A 13600-nucleotide genomic window follows, 5' to 3' on the forward strand; every position below is an offset into this window, starting at 1 on the left:
ATGCCCTGTCACTTTGAATCCACGCGTCGTGCTTTCGGAAAATCGAGTAAGGTCTTCCGGTTGATGCGGTAGGGCGCCACCCGTCCTTTGCGTATGCAAGGACAGGTCAAAACCTTGAAATCGATACATCGCGCCTCGCCGAAACCGATATCGGTTTCGGCCAGGCGCGGCTGGTCGCGGACTTGACGGCGCGTGGTCGAGGACGATATCGGCAGCGCCATACCGCAAGGGGGCCGCATGTTTCGTTTGTCCTGGCTTATCGGTGCTGCTCTGGTTGCCGTGATCGCGGCATCGACGCTTTGCATCGCGTCGCACTCGCCGGCCGCGGCCGAAGGGCAGGCGATGACCCTGCCTGTCGACCCCACGCCCCTGATAGCCGAGACGAGCGCCGGCGAGCGGCGCTTCGACATCGAGATCGCCGACGATATGGGCGAGCGCGAGCAGGGCCTGATGTTCCGTCAGCGGATGGACGATGATCACGGCATGCTGTTCGTGTTCGAGGACACGAGGGAGGTCGGCTTCTGGATGAAGAACACGCCGATGCCCCTCGACCTCATCTTTATCGGCCAGGACGGGCGAGTACGCGCCGTCATGCGCGGAGAGCCGTTTTCGACCGCGGTGATCTCGCCCGGCACACCGGTCCGCTTCGTGCTTGAAGTCAAGGCAGGCATCGCCGACAAGGCGGGGATCAGGGACGGCGACCGGCTCCGTCACCCCGCGATCGACGCGGTCGCCAATCGGGGCAATCCCGGCTGACGCCGGAGGGGAGGGCGACAACATGCAACTCTTCACCCACGATGGATTCGACCTCGCCTATATCGACCAGGGGACAGGCGATCCTGTCCTCCTCATTCACGGTTTCGCATCCAGCCATATCGTGAACTGGGTGTCACCGGGCTGGATCAAGACCCTGACCGAAGCCGGCTATCGGGCAATCGCCTTCGACAATCGAGGCCATGGCGCCTCGTCCAAGAGCTACGACCCCGACGCCTACTATCCAGGCAGGATGGCGAGCGACGCCGCGGCCTTGCTGGGTCATCTCGGATTGAGCCGTGCTCATGTGATGGGTTATTCGATGGGCGCACGCATCGCCGCCTTCCTGGCTTTGCGCGAACCGGCCATGGTCGCCACGCTTGTGTTCGGCGGCCTGGGCATCGGCATGGTGGACGGCGTCGGGGACTGGGACCCCATCGCCGATGCGCTGATGGCTGCGACCCCGGCCGAGATCACACATCAACGCGGAAGAATGTTCCGTGCCTTCGCCGACCAGACCAGAAGCGATCGCCAGGCGCTGGCCGCCTGCATCGCCACGTCGCGCGAACTGTTGAGCGAGGCGGACATGGCCCGCATCACCCAGCCGACCCTGGTCGCCGTCGGTACTACGGACGACATCGGCGGCTCGCCCGAAGATCTGGCGGCGCTGATGCCCAATGCCGTCGCCTTTTCGATCGAAGGCCGCGACCACATGCTGTCGGTCGGCGACCGCGTCTTCAAGAAACGCGTCCTGGAGTTCCTGCAGGAACATCCGCTGTAGGAAGGCTTCGCCTTGCCAGCGGCGACGATCCATAAATAAATATAGCAAACCAACTTCCGGAGGCCGCCTTGACCGGACCGCACGCGATCGACTTCATTGGTGCCGAAGGCAACAGGCTGAGAGGCGATTTCTGGGACGGGCGCGGCCATCCGGTGCTTTTCTTCCACGGCGGCGGCCAGACGCGCCGGGCCTGGGACAAGACGGCCAAGCGGGTCGCCGCCGCCGGCATGCGGGCGGTCACGGTCGACCAGCGCGGCCACGGTGAAAGTGACTGGGTAGGGAGCGGCAACTACACCTTCCAGCATTTTGCCGAGGATGCGGCAGCCGTGGTTCGCCAGATGGCCAAACGGTTCCATGCCGCACCCTCGGTGGTAGGCGCGTCGCTCGGGGGTCTTTCGGCGCTCGCGGCAGAGGTGAGGCAGGGGCCGATGCTCGACTCGCTCGTGCTGGTCGACGTGATCCCACGGATGGACCCCGACGGCGTCGCAAAGATCCAGGGCTTCATGGGCGAGCGCCGCGACGAGGGGTTCGCCTCGCTCGAGGAGGCTGCCGACGCGATCGCGCGTTACCTGCCGCACCGTGAGAAGCCGACATCCCTCGACGGGTTGAAGAAGAACCTTCGCCGAACCGCGGACGGCCGCTACTTCTGGCACTGGGATCCGGGTTTCATGACCAGCGAGCAGAACATCAACCGCAATTCACGCGAGTTGATGGCGGAGTTGACCGCCGCCCTGCCGAAGCTCACCTTGCCGGTTCTTCTAGTGCGCGGCGTGCAGTCCGAACTGGTACAGGAGGCCCATGCGCAGGAGTTCGTCAGTCTTGCTCCCACTGCATCCTATGTCGATGTCGGCGGGGCCGGGCATATGGTGGCGGGCGACAAGAACGACATCTTTTCGCACGCGGTCCTGGAGTTCCTGACAGACCGCGAAGCTGCTTGAGCGACGGAACGCCGCCTCATGGCGGTGTTCCCAAACGCGTCTCCCGAAAGCATGCAGCGGTTTCGGGAAAGGGACATGTGCCGGATCAAGGCCTACAGCGTGTCGCATGAAACCCTTCACGCGACACGCCGCAATGCGTGCCCCCGTCCGTGATCACGCTTCAAGTGCGCGGTTGCGGTCCTGCCATATCTCCAGCAGCGCCAGCAGCGCGACAACGCCGCCCAGCACGATATGCCAGGTGCGAAGCGTTCCGCCGTAATTCAGCACGAAGGGCTGGATCACCATCCATATACCGGCGATGAACAGCAGGATTTCCTCCCAGCGGCGCAGCCACAACTGCTCGAGGCCGCTGAGCACGATGATCGCCGCGCCCACCAAAGCCGTCATGCCGGTCACCGTCGCGTTGCCTCCCGTGTCGCCGAAAAAGCTGAACAGGGGGGACACCATGATGACTAGGCCGAGGACCATCGACACTATGTCTTCCCATCGCCGATGTTCCATGAGCGCACCGGGGCTCATTCTGTTGGGGGGTGTTGTTGCCATGACGAAACTCCTCTCAGGCTACATTCGAGCGTAACTCGAATATCCCGTGAGGACTGGTGCGTTCGCGCCGAACTCCTCACCGGGATTCCGGACGCACTGGGAATATTATCTCAAGAAATGCGCTCCGTATCAATGACGTTCCGAAATCGCCTCATGCAGGCGTTCCTCACGCCGCCGCGGCTTCCTCGACAAGCCAGTTCGCCAGGCGTTCGGCGAGCGCCCGACCCTGGCCGGAGCGGAGCAGCCTGAACTCGCCGAACTGAAGTTGCTGCGCACCCGGCAGTTCGACCAGCGAGCCCGCAGCAAGCTCCTTGGCGGTCAGCAATGGTGGCGCAAGCGTCATGCCGAGGCCGGCGGTCGCCGCGTGGATCGCCGCGTCGTCCGTGTCGAAGGCATGCGCGATACGGATCGCGCCGCGTTGGATGCCGAAAGCGAGAGCCCACAAACTCCAGTCCCAATTGTCGGTGGTGGCCTTGAGGGCCGGCACCCTGGCAATATCGGCAAGGCTTTCATAGCCGCAGGTGGCCAGCAGCGCCGGAGAAAGAAGGGGCCGGCTCAAGTCGGCCATCAGGAATTCGCCCGGGGTTTCGCCGTCGCCCGACCGACAATAGGTGATCGTGATGTCGGCGCCGGCACCGGCGCGCAACCGCCCTTCATGGCTGGTCTCGACGTGGATGCGGGCCATTGGGTTGCGCTGCTTGAAGGCTTCGAGCGCCGGGATCAACCAGCGCACCGCCAGCGAGACCGATGCCCTGACCACCACTTCGTCAGCGTCCCGGGTGAGGGATTGCGCGGCGCGGGCGATGATGGCGAGCGCCGGCTCGACCTCGTCGAAGAAGCGCCTTCCGGCCTCGGTCGGAACAATCGCGTTATTCCGACGCTCGAAGAGAGCAACGCCCAGATCCGCCTCGAGCGCCTTTATCTGATGGCTGACGGCGCCCGGTGTGACGCCGAGATCGGCCGCGGCGGCAGCGATGCTCCGGCGCCGCGCCGCGACAGCGAACACGCGCACGGCATTAAGGGAGGGTCGCCGTTCCTGCATCAATATTCCTCATGCACGACTAATATTTCTGGTTTGATCATAAGGGGTGAAACGGAGAATGGATATCGCTGCTCTCACTTGGAAAGTCTGGTGGCCTCCATGTCCCGCTCGCAAAATCTTGAGGCAATCCTCTGGGTGACGGCCGGCACGGCGGTTTTTTCGCTGATCTTCGCCTCGGGAAAATTCGCGGGCGATGCAGCGTCGACGCTGCAAATCCTGTTCCTGCGCTACATCGGCGGCTCTGCGACACTGCTCGCCGCGATGGCGGCGACCGGTGGTGGGCTCTCACAGTTCCGGAGCGCGCGGCCCGCTTCGCATTTCCTGCGCGCCCTGGTCGGGGCCTATGGCGGCGTGGCGCTCATCCACGCTTCCGCCAACATGCCGATCGTCGACGCCACGGCGATCGGGCTGCTTTACGTGATCTTCATGGTCGGGCTCGGCGTGTGGTTCCTCGGCGAGCGCATCACTGCGCAGCACTGGGCCGGCATCGTGCTGTGCACGGCGGGTGCGGCGGTCGTGATGGGCTCGCGCGGCGCTTTCCGCACCTTCGATGTCGCCTATCTGTGGCCGGCCGCCATCGCATTCGCAGGCGCGATCCTGCTGGCGCTCGAAGGCATATTGATCAAGACGCTCAGCCGCTCCGACCAGCCCTTGACCGTGCTGCTGCACGTCAACTTCTTCGGCATTCTGCTTCTGGCCGTTCCCGCGGTGCTCAGTTGGCGATCAACTGATTTCGCGGACAACCTGCCCTTGCTGCTGCTCGGCCCGGTCGGCATCACGGCGCAATATTTCATCATCCGCGGCTATCGCATGGCGGATGTGTCGGTGCTCGGTCCGGTCGACTATACGTGGCTGATCTTCGCCGGGCTGATCGGCTTCGCCTTCTTCCAGGAGGTGCCGACAATGGGCAGCGTGATCGGCTCGGCGGTCATTGCCGCCGGTGGCGTGGTGCTGGCGCTGCTGAAGTCGGCAAAGGCTGCCTAAGCAGGCTCGCGCTGCTTCGCCCACTTGGGCACTTTTCCTGCCGCAGGTTTTGCCGGAAGACTGTGGGACATTTTCCGAAACCTGCCTCGGCGCGACGTTTCCCGTCCTGGACGACGCTCACGCCGTCAACCCCACCGTTTCGCTATCCACACCCGATCCTGCCCCGGCGGACGATCGCGAAGACGCCCGATCTCCCGGTAGCCGTGCTTTTCATAGAAGCCGATCGCCTGGAACGTCGACGTCGTGAGATGGGAGCCGATGGCGCCATGGGCTCGCGCCTCGATCTCGGCGCGCGCCAGGAGCCTGCTGCCATGTCCCTGGCCGCGGAGGGCTTCTTCGATCCAGAAATGGTCCACCTGAAGCCAGCACAAAGCGATCATGGCCCTGATGCCGCCGCGGACCACTCCTGCATCATCCCTCAACAAGAGAGTCAGGGGCCATCCCTCAACAAGAGAGTCAGGGGCCCGCGCGGCCAGTCTCCGGCGTTCTCGATCGGATGCGCCAACAGCCCCGCGGTGACGTCGTCGGCTCCGGACGGGTTTGGATCCTGATGGACCTCGACCAGCATCTGGGTCACGCTTCACGGATCGCCAGTGCTGCCAACGAGCGCGACAGGTTATCGCGCGCCCGCGCCTCGTGGCTTTGGCGGAACAGCTCGGTGTGGAAGATGCGGGGCCGCGACAGGAAGGACCTCAGCACGGCGCCGCGTCCTGCCCGCCAGGCTGTGTCGTCGACCCAGGCATATTCGAGCCGGATCGCGCGCTCATAAGCATCGAAGATTTCGGCTTGAGCACCGAGGATCGCCAGGTCCATATCGAGGAAAAGAGCAGCGTCCCCGCGCGCTGCCTCGTCGGCGATATCCGGGACCACGTGCCTGGCCGTGGCCTCGATCATGTCGGTGATGCGCCGCAGCCGTTGCGCATCGGTCCTGTCGGCCAGGCGGTCGGCGGCCAGCGCGGCGCTCTTCTCTTCATTGTCGTTGCGGCGGCTGTCATAGATCGCGTCGTGGAACCATATGGCGGCTTCCACGGCCTCGGGATCGGCGAGCGCGGCGCGATGGTCGCCGGCCAATCGCAGCAGCTCATCTATATGGCCAAGCCCATGGTAGTGACGATCGGCGCGGCGGTAGAGCGCGCGAAGTTCCGCCTTCAGTGCCTCGTCCATCAGCGGCACGGCCATCATTCTCCCCTGAACACGGGGCGCCGCCGCTCGGCGAAGGCCGCGCGACCTTCGGCATAGTCGCTGCTTTCGAACGTGGCGTCACCCATGCGTCGCGCCAGTTCGGTGTCCTCCGGCCTGCCGGAAAGCGCGGCGGCGATGGCCGCCTTGGAGGCCCGCACCGAAAGCGGCGCGTTTGCGGCGATGGCCTCCGCGAGTTCGGCGACGCGAGCATCGAGACGGCCGGCGCTGACGATCTCCAGCAGGAAGCCGGTCGCCAGGGCCGCCTCGGCATCGATGCGTGCGGCGGAGAATGTCAGATATTTCGCCATCTGCGGGCCGACCGCGTTAACGATATCGGCCATGGCGTCATGCGGATAGGCAAGGCCCAGTCGCCCGGCGGGGACTGAGAATTGCGCGTCGGGAGCGGCGAGCCTGATGTCGCAAGCGGCCGCAATGCCGAAGCCGCCACCGAAGCAGATGCCGCGGATCGCCGCGATGACGGGCACCCGCGCCTCGCGTATGGCGGCGAAGGCGGCAGAATTCGCCGCCTCATAGGCGCGGGCGCCCGCGCCGCCGGCCCGCAACGTCGCGAACTCGCCGATATCGGCGCCGGCCGAGAAATCGCTTCCCTGGCCGCGAAGCACGATGGCCCGCGTTGCGTGGTCCGCGCCGATCGCGCTCACGTGGCGCGCCAGGTCCTGCCACATCGCATAGGTGATGGCGTTCTTCTTTTCGGGGCGATCGAAGGTGAGGGTGGCGACGCCTGAGGCGAATTCGGTGATCAAGGCTTCGGCTTCCATGCTGGCTTGAATTCTGACGAACCAAAACCATTTGACACAGCATCAAGGAAAATAGAATTCAATAGCCTCGCGTCCTGGCCTATGATCGGCGGGAAAGCTGACAGGAACCGCCTCTATGGAGAGCGCATCATGAATTCGATCAGCATCGCACGCGGCGGACATGTGCAGCCGGTCGACCCCATCTGGCGCTCGATTCGCGACGAGGCGCAGGAAGCGGTCGAACGGGACCCGCTCCTGGCGGCCTTCCTCTACGCGACCATTCTCAATCACGATACGCTCGAGGACGCCGTCATCCATCGCATCGCGCAGCGGCTCGATCACCAGGACATCAGCGCCGATCTGATCCAGCACACCTTCAAGTCGATGCTCAAGGACAATCCGGACTGGAGCTCGATCGTGCGCGTCGACATCCAGGCCTACTACGACCGCGACCCCGCCTGCGACCGGTTCCTGATGCCGGTGCTCTACTTCAAGGGCTTCCATGCGATCCAGACCCACCGGCTGGCGCATTGGCTCTGGAACCAGGGCCGCAGGGATTTCGCGCTCTATCTGCAGAGCCGCTCATCGGCAGTCTTCCAGACCGACATCAACCCTGCCTCCAGGATGGGAAAGGGCATCTTCATCGACCATGCGACCGGACTGGTCGTCGGCGAGACCGCGGTCATCGAGGACAACGTTTCGATCCTCCACGGCGTGACGCTCGGCGGCACGGGCAAGTCCGGCGGCGACCGCCATCCGAAGATCCGCTACGGGGTGCTGATCGGCGCGGGCGCCAAGATCCTCGGCAATATCGAGGTCGGCCATTGCGCCAAGATCGCGGCTGGCTCCGTGGTGCTCTCGCCGGTACCGCACAACAAGACGGTGGCCGGTGTGCCGGCCAGGGTCGTCGGCGAAACCGGCTGCGACCAGCCGTCGCGCCAGATGGACCAACTCCTGCCGGCGCAGACCATGGACCACGTCGTCAGCTTCGACATCTGACTGCGGTCGGCCTTGTCCCGCCACGCTCCGGGTGGATCCGGGCGCATTCCGGCGGGAGAGGGCGCTTTGCGGCATATCGCTGCCGCGATCATTGCCTTTACATCGCCACGCATGCCATGCCAGAAGCGGCTTCCAAGCGAACCCGTATCCGTGACCGGAGAACCATCGTGAAGCCGGAAGAAATCAAGAAGCTCGACGCCTATTTCAAGAGCACTTTCCACAACCCCAAGCTCCAGGTTAAGGCGCGCCCCCGCAAGGACGATTCGGCGGAGGTCTATATCGGCGACGAGTTCCTGGGCATCGTCTTCAAGGACGAGGACGACGGCGACTACAATTTCTCGATGGCGATCCTCGACATCGACCTCGGATGATCCTGCCGGCGCAAATGCGCCCGATCCGCGCATCGTGCTTTCCGAGGATCGGACACGATCGTCGGGCCGATGCGCGAGGCTGCCGCGGCGGCGGCGTTAAAGCGCGTCGCGATCTTCAGACTCGCTTTACGCGCGTTAGGTGATTGTTCGTACGCATGTCTTTGTCCCGAAACGGATTCCCGCTTTCGGGAGACATGCTCTAACGGCTGGTCCTGATTAAGTTCCTGGCCGTGGCAAGCACGGCGGCATCCAGCGCCCGCCAGCCTTGCAGGAGTTCCCGCGGAAAACGGTAGGTAAGGCTAAGATTGCCGCCGATATGGATGTCGCGTTCGCAGGGCGCCAGCGATTCTTCGGCGCTTGGGCCAACGAGGCAGCGGGCGACGAAGGGAGCGGCACCCGACGAGGGCGCCACCGCCAGGACTTCGTTCAGATAGCCGGAATCCTGCTTGAACTCATAGAGCATGACGCCGCCCTGCGCGGCTTCGCCGGTCGGCTCGATGAGCGATCGGTAGATCGGCTCGAAGCGGCCGCTCATGTCCCGCGACATCATCCGCTGTTCGAAGGTGAGAAACAGGATGCGCCGGGCTCCGCCGGCATGGTTGAAATCGTCGCGCAGCTTCGGAGAATAGCCGCGCATGTCGGGCCAGTGGAGATAGAGGTCGAGACGCTCTGTCACACCGTCGCGGCGGGCGCGCTCGAAGCGGATGGCATTGGCCGGCGCCGCGATCACGTCGTTGCCGATCACGATCTCATGGACCGTCACGTCGTCTGTGTGACCGGCCATGGCGATCGACTGGCCGAACCATTTGCCGCCGACACTTATGGCGAGCGACAGCAAGGCCAGCACGGCGAAGCCGTAGAAGATGCGCAACATGAAGGCCGAATCGAGCAGTTTCACTTCCGCTTGGTCGAGGGTTGCGGTTGGTCTCATCCGATAGTTTCCAGTCACGCAGGGACGAGGCAGGCTGCCCATCATTTCCCGTCCAGTGACATTGGGCCGGTATGGTAAATGGCCGGTAAAGATCGGCTTCCATGGTCTGCGGCCAAAGGTCTTGTCATTCGGGGACCGCGTCTCGGAAGCGGGAACGGGATCGCAAACGCTCGTCCTCTCACGCGACACGCCTCAGGTTCCTGGTAGACGCAGTCTTTTTCCCGAAACCGCTGCACAGTTTCGGGAGACATGCTTAAGGTAAGGCGGGTCGGGATCGCGAGCCGACAGGCCGGCCTTCATCGGAATGGGAAACAGCGGGCGCCGCGGCGCCAGGGAGAAGACATGCCTCTTTATGAACTGGACGGGGTGCGCCCCGTTTTCGACGACGAGGCCAGCAACTGGATCGCCCCAGACGCCACGGTCATCGGAAACGTTGAGATCGGACGGGACGTGGGCATCTGGTTCGGCGTCGTGATCCGCGGCGACAACGAACGCATCGCCATCGGCTCGGGCAGCAACGTCCAGGAACATACCGTCATGCATACGGATCTCGGCTACCCGCTGACGATCGGCAGCGGCTGCACGATCGGCCATCGTGCGATGCTGCATGGCTGCACCATCGGCGACAACAGCCTGATCGGCATGGGCGCGATCGTGCTCAACGGCGCCAGGATCGGAAAGAACTCGCTGGTGGGCGCCGGCGCGCTGGTCACCGAGGGCAAGGTGTTTCCTGACAATTCGTTGATCATGGGCGTGCCGGCCAAGGTGGCGCGCACGCTCGACGATGGGGCGATGGCCGGGCTGCGCGCCTCGGCCGAGGGCTATGTCGCCAACGCCCGACGCTTCCGCAAAGGTTTGAAGGTGCTCTGAAACCGAGGTCGCATTCCGCTTCGTCCTGTTAAAAGCAGGAATTTTGCAGGACGAGGCCGAATCCGAGGGGACCGAATCCACCGTTCGGCCCGACGTGTCGCCATCGTCGGCAGGCATAGTCCCGGCAAAGTGAAGATAGTTGTCAAGAAATCAGCGATCTCCACGCGGGAGTCAATTGTCGACCCGGTGGGTCAGCAAGATTTGATTCAGCCGAGCGTGCCGCCACGGCCCTGTATAGGCGGAGCCGGCCCAGGGACTTGGGCCGGCTCCTGAACCCGGTCTTTGGGGACGGGGAGGGTGGGGACTCGACCGGGTTGTCTCTTCCTAAAGCGCGTTGCGTGAAAACGGATCTACGCAACACGCTCTAGGTCTCTGATTTGACGCATGTCTTTATCCCGAAACCGGTACCCACTTTCGGGAGACATGCTTTATCGCGACGCCACGCTGCCGACCGCGATGGCGCGGCCGTCATTGATCGTGACCCAGGCACCCGAGTTTCGATCCGACTGGCGCTTCAGATAGGTGTATTCCGTGTCGCTCCAGGCGAGTACCCGAGGCTCGAGATTGTCGAGCACATAATCGCCCTGGCCGGTGCGGACCGTGAGCACCGCGTGGCCGTCGCCATTGGGCTGGCGCACCACTGTGATCAGGAGGTCCCCGGCGGGGATGCCGAGCTTCATCAACTCGCGCCGCTTCTCCAGCACATAGTCCTCGCAGTCGCCGAAACCGTCCGGATAGGACCAGAACTCCTCGCGCCCCCACATTTCCATATCGGTGCGTGGGGAAACCTGCGCATTGACCTGGTCGTTGACCTCGACCATGGCCGCCCAGAGCTTCCTGCTCAACTCGACCGGCGCATGCCTGGCAGTGACCTGCCGGCATTGCTGCGGTTCGCGCTGGCAGAATTCGTAGTGGCCGACGGGCTGCGTCGCGCGCCCGCCTGTGGGCATGGAGTTGCCTGCCGAGGCCGTCGCCGACCATCCCGCCAGAGGCAGGGCGACAGCAAGCAGCCACATCTTCTTCGCAATCCCTGTCATTTCGGCGTCTCCCCGTTTGAGAGCACAATGACAGGAGCGGATTTATTTGACGCAAAATGCGGAAGCAGATATTGAATAAATTGAGCCTTTAGCTCGAAACTATTTTGAAACGAACTTGCGAATTGTTTGTGTTATTCAAGTATAAAATCGTTACTAGATTTCCAGGGAACCGTTAACCATAGCTCGGGGTTGGCGACGGTTGGCAGCTCTCGAGGTTTCCCGGGCCCGGTGCAATGTCGACCTTGTGCCGTTGCAGCCTGCATCGCCGTCACGGCATGGATTCTCGGGTCACCTCCGGCTTCGCTGCGCTCGCCTGCGGACCCGAGAATGACGATGGTGGGGAGGTCGCCGTTCAGCGTATCTCCGACGCTTACGGCTAGCCGGAGCGCGCACCCTCCATCGTCATTCTCGGGCCTGAGCACGGCGCGCAGCGACGTGCGAGGCGCCCCGAGAATCCATGCCGTAACGGCGATGAGGCCGCCAACGATTCGGACAAGGCATGTTTGAAGGGCCTTTGTCCTGCACCGCAGCGCCCGGCCGTGATCTCACGGCATGGATTCTCGGGTCACCTTCGGCTCGCTCCGCTCGCCTGCTGGCCCGAGAATGACGATGGTGGGGAGGCCGGCGTCCAGCGAGCTCCGTATCTCCGACGCTTACGCCTAGCCGGAGCGCGCGCCCTCCAATCGTCATTCTCGGGTCTCCTCGCACGGCGCTGCGCCGTGCTCAGGCCTAAGAATGGCGAGCGCCTGCATCGCAGTAACGGCACGGATTTGGGGTCATTTGGCACGTCGCTTCGCTCCGCGCCCAGGCCCGAGAATGACGGTTGAGGTGAGGAGCCTGCGTGTCGGCAATCCACGCGATGTGGGCCGACCGTATCGAGCTCTGGTTTCGATGGAGCGCGGCCGATCGCCGAAGGCGCGACGGGCCGACCTCCGGAAGTTCGAGCCGTCAGCCGCCGCGTCCGTTGAATTCCGAATCGAGCGTTTCCGGGCGCTGTATGATTGCGAACTCGATCGCGACACCGTCCTCGAAATGGCGTACCACGCGGCCGCGCATCGTTCCGAGCGTGACCTGCACCCCGAGCGCCGGCTTGACCTCGATTTCCACCGCAGCGCCGGATAGCGACAGGTCGATGATGCGGCACGGATACCGGCGTCCATCGGAAAGCTGAAGCGTGCTCAGCGGGTTGCGTGGCGCCACGCGCTCGTGGCGGCGGTCCTCGGGCAGGTCGAGCTCATGCTTGTTGGCAAGCCAGGTGAGTTGCGCCGCGAGCTTGTCCCTCTTGCGGTCTGAGGCGATGACGGTCATGGCGAAGCCGTCGTCTAGGACACGGGTGACCACGCCTTCGATGCGGCCGATATGGTCTAGATAGGCGATCACCTTCTCGCCGGGTTCGCCCCGCCGATCGGCGCGCAAAGCGGCATTGCCGGGCGACATGTCGATCACCTGGCATGGATGTTCGCTGCGGTCCTCCAGCATGAAACGTCCGTAGATCTTCACGCGCACGCGCTGAAAATTGCGTCGTTCCATCCTGGACGGCGTCTGATCCACCGCCGCTGCCCTCATCACATGCCTCGACCTGTTCATTCCGCCTCGCGCGAAGACGCGCAAGTGCAGGAAAAAACTACGTGAAAACGAGTTAACAAGCCGTAAGCCCGAGACGCCTCGGGCAAGGATATCTTCAGCCTTCGCGCCCGCCGTCGAGCACCACGAGATGGCGGATCCTCCGCCCGGAGCCGGGCGCGATGCCGCTCTGCCGAAGGGACGAAACGCTGGGGACGAGGCCCGGAACCGAGATCGGCGACCGGTTGCGCAGGAAGACCGGCTCGCGGTCGGGGTCGACGACGCGTACCGCCTCGATCTGTGCCTCCCGCACCGGGTCGGCGCCCAGCCAGAAGGGCCGGGCCGCAGCCGAGATGATGCCCATGCAGCGTGGGCTTTCGGAGCCGCCGTCGAGAGGCAGAAGCAGAAGCTCGAACGGATTGGTCCGCCGGCCGCGGCTTACGCCCGAAAAGGTGATGACGACCACCGACTTCATGTTGAACGCACTGAAGGCGAGGCGGGCGATCAGCCGCTGGTCTTTCTCCTTCCACAGCGAGGAGAAGGCGAACCCCTTGAGCTCGCGCCCATAGATGGCGCAGAGCCTGGTGCCGGCGAGGCGGAAGATCGCCTCGCCGCGAGTGTCCTTCTCGAGGATGAACGTGTCGGCGAGCAGCGACCGGATGTCGGACGGCTCGATCTCGGTGCGCTTCGGCGCCGGGCGGCCGCTGCGCAACGCGTTCCAGTAATGGAACAACTCGATGGATCCGTCCTGCCTCATGCCTGGTGCTCCCCGTGTCCTGCCGTCTTGTTGTGCCATCGGCGAACAGATTCGCGCCCTCCGACAACCTTCATGCGTTGCACAGCAGGTT

General features: G+C 63.9%; 17 protein-coding genes. 7 read left to right on the top strand and 10 right to left on the bottom strand.

Going from position 1 to position 13600, the window contains the following annotated elements; genetic code table 11:
- Nucleotides 1-8: 8 nt before the first annotated feature.
- Nucleotides 9-305 carry a hypothetical protein gene (locus JN280_RS21820; protein ID WP_202315342.1) on the bottom strand — a complete coding sequence of 99 codons (297 nt, stop codon included), beginning with the start codon at nt 303-305 and terminating at the stop codon, nt 9-11.
- A 37-nt stretch (nt 306-342) separates the two neighbouring features.
- Between JN280_RS21820 and JN280_RS21825 the strand changes: the two genes are divergently transcribed.
- From JN280_RS21825 to JN280_RS21835, 3 genes are all read left to right on the top strand, one after another.
- Nucleotides 343-756, top strand: coding sequence for a DUF192 domain-containing protein (locus tag JN280_RS21825; protein ID WP_446720785.1), 414 nt, complete (start codon nt 343-345; stop codon nt 754-756).
- A gap of 22 nt (nt 757-778) precedes the next feature.
- Entirely contained in the window at nt 779-1534 is a 756-nt protein-coding gene (locus tag JN280_RS21830; protein ID WP_202305156.1) for an alpha/beta fold hydrolase, read from the top strand.
- Between the two features lie 68 nt (nt 1535-1602).
- Nucleotides 1603-2472, top strand: coding sequence for an alpha/beta fold hydrolase (locus tag JN280_RS21835; RefSeq protein ID WP_202305158.1), 870 nt, complete (start codon nt 1603-1605; stop codon nt 2470-2472).
- 153 nt (nt 2473-2625) lie between these two features.
- Here the strand turns inward: JN280_RS21835 and JN280_RS21840 are convergent, their stop codons facing one another.
- Together JN280_RS21840 and JN280_RS21845 are read right to left on the bottom strand one after the other, a co-directional pair.
- A complete protein-coding gene (locus JN280_RS21840) occupies nt 2626-3015 on the bottom strand; it encodes an SPW repeat domain-containing protein (protein WP_202305159.1) in 390 nt (129 codons plus the stop codon).
- A 166-nt stretch (nt 3016-3181) separates the two neighbouring features.
- Nucleotides 3182-4057, bottom strand: a complete 876-nt coding sequence (locus JN280_RS21845; protein ID WP_202305161.1) for a LysR family transcriptional regulator — start codon at nt 4055-4057, stop codon at nt 3182-3184.
- Nucleotides 4058-4156: 99 nt separating this feature from the next.
- On the opposite strand from JN280_RS21845, the gene JN280_RS21850 reads away from it, so the two are divergent.
- Nucleotides 4157-5041 carry a DMT family transporter gene (locus JN280_RS21850; protein ID WP_202305162.1) on the top strand — a complete coding sequence of 295 codons (885 nt, stop codon included), beginning with the start codon at nt 4157-4159 and terminating at the stop codon, nt 5039-5041.
- Nucleotides 5042-5166: 125 nt separating this feature from the next.
- Here JN280_RS21850 and JN280_RS40130 read toward each other — a convergent pair whose 3' ends face one another.
- Genes JN280_RS40130 through JN280_RS21865 form a run of 3 tightly spaced genes read right to left on the bottom strand, consistent with a single transcriptional unit; the run spans nt 5167 to nt 7002 of the window.
- Entirely contained in the window at nt 5167-5625 is a 459-nt protein-coding gene (locus tag JN280_RS40130; RefSeq protein WP_342216113.1) for a GNAT family N-acetyltransferase, read from the bottom strand.
- Nucleotides 5615-6223, bottom strand: a complete 609-nt coding sequence (locus JN280_RS21860) for an HD domain-containing protein (RefSeq protein WP_202305165.1) — start codon at nt 6221-6223, stop codon at nt 5615-5617. The genes JN280_RS40130 and JN280_RS21860 overlap by 11 nt, the downstream gene beginning before the upstream one ends.
- On the bottom strand, nt 6220-7002 hold the full coding sequence (locus tag JN280_RS21865; RefSeq protein ID WP_202305166.1) for an enoyl-CoA hydratase-related protein: 783 nt from the start codon (nt 7000-7002) through the stop codon (nt 6220-6222). Before JN280_RS21865 ends, JN280_RS21860 begins: the two co-directional genes overlap by 4 nt.
- A gap of 129 nt (nt 7003-7131) precedes the next feature.
- Between JN280_RS21865 and cysE the strand changes: the two genes are divergently transcribed.
- A complete protein-coding gene (gene cysE / locus JN280_RS21870; RefSeq protein ID WP_202305167.1) occupies nt 7132-7980 on the top strand; it encodes a serine O-acetyltransferase in 849 nt (282 codons plus the stop codon).
- Nucleotides 7981-8147: 167 nt separating this feature from the next.
- Entirely contained in the window at nt 8148-8351 is a 204-nt protein-coding gene (locus JN280_RS21875; protein ID WP_202305168.1) for a DUF3126 family protein, read from the top strand.
- Between the two features lie 199 nt (nt 8352-8550).
- On the opposite strand, the gene JN280_RS21880 is transcribed toward JN280_RS21875, so the two are convergent.
- Nucleotides 8551-9282, bottom strand: coding sequence for a hypothetical protein (locus JN280_RS21880; RefSeq protein WP_202305169.1), 732 nt, complete (start codon nt 9280-9282; stop codon nt 8551-8553).
- 342 nt (nt 9283-9624) lie between these two features.
- Between JN280_RS21880 and JN280_RS21885 the strand changes: the two genes are divergently transcribed.
- Nucleotides 9625-10152: a gamma carbonic anhydrase family protein gene (locus tag JN280_RS21885; protein ID WP_202305170.1), complete on the top strand. Its 528-nt coding sequence runs from the start codon at nt 9625-9627 to the stop codon at nt 10150-10152.
- A gap of 428 nt (nt 10153-10580) precedes the next feature.
- On the opposite strand, the gene JN280_RS21890 is transcribed toward JN280_RS21885, so the two are convergent.
- The 3 genes from JN280_RS21890 to JN280_RS21900 all read right to left on the bottom strand — a co-directional run bounded on the left by JN280_RS21890 (nt 10581) and on the right by JN280_RS21900 (nt 13509).
- The gene (locus JN280_RS21890) at nt 10581-11180 is read right to left on the bottom strand and encodes a transglutaminase-like cysteine peptidase (protein WP_202314968.1); all 600 of its coding nucleotides are present in this window, start codon (nt 11178-11180) and stop codon (nt 10581-10583) included.
- A 957-nt stretch (nt 11181-12137) separates the two neighbouring features.
- Nucleotides 12138-12755 carry a PilZ domain-containing protein gene (locus JN280_RS21895; protein ID WP_202314970.1) on the bottom strand — a complete coding sequence of 206 codons (618 nt, stop codon included), beginning with the start codon at nt 12753-12755 and terminating at the stop codon, nt 12138-12140.
- A 115-nt stretch (nt 12756-12870) separates the two neighbouring features.
- Nucleotides 12871-13509: a PAS domain-containing protein gene (locus JN280_RS21900; protein ID WP_202305171.1), complete on the bottom strand. Its 639-nt coding sequence runs from the start codon at nt 13507-13509 to the stop codon at nt 12871-12873.
- Nucleotides 13510-13600 lie beyond the last annotated feature (91 nt).

It is taken from the genome of Mesorhizobium sp. L-8-10 (genome assembly GCF_016756635.1).
In the GTDB taxonomy this organism is placed as follows: Bacteria; Pseudomonadota; Alphaproteobacteria; order Rhizobiales; family Rhizobiaceae.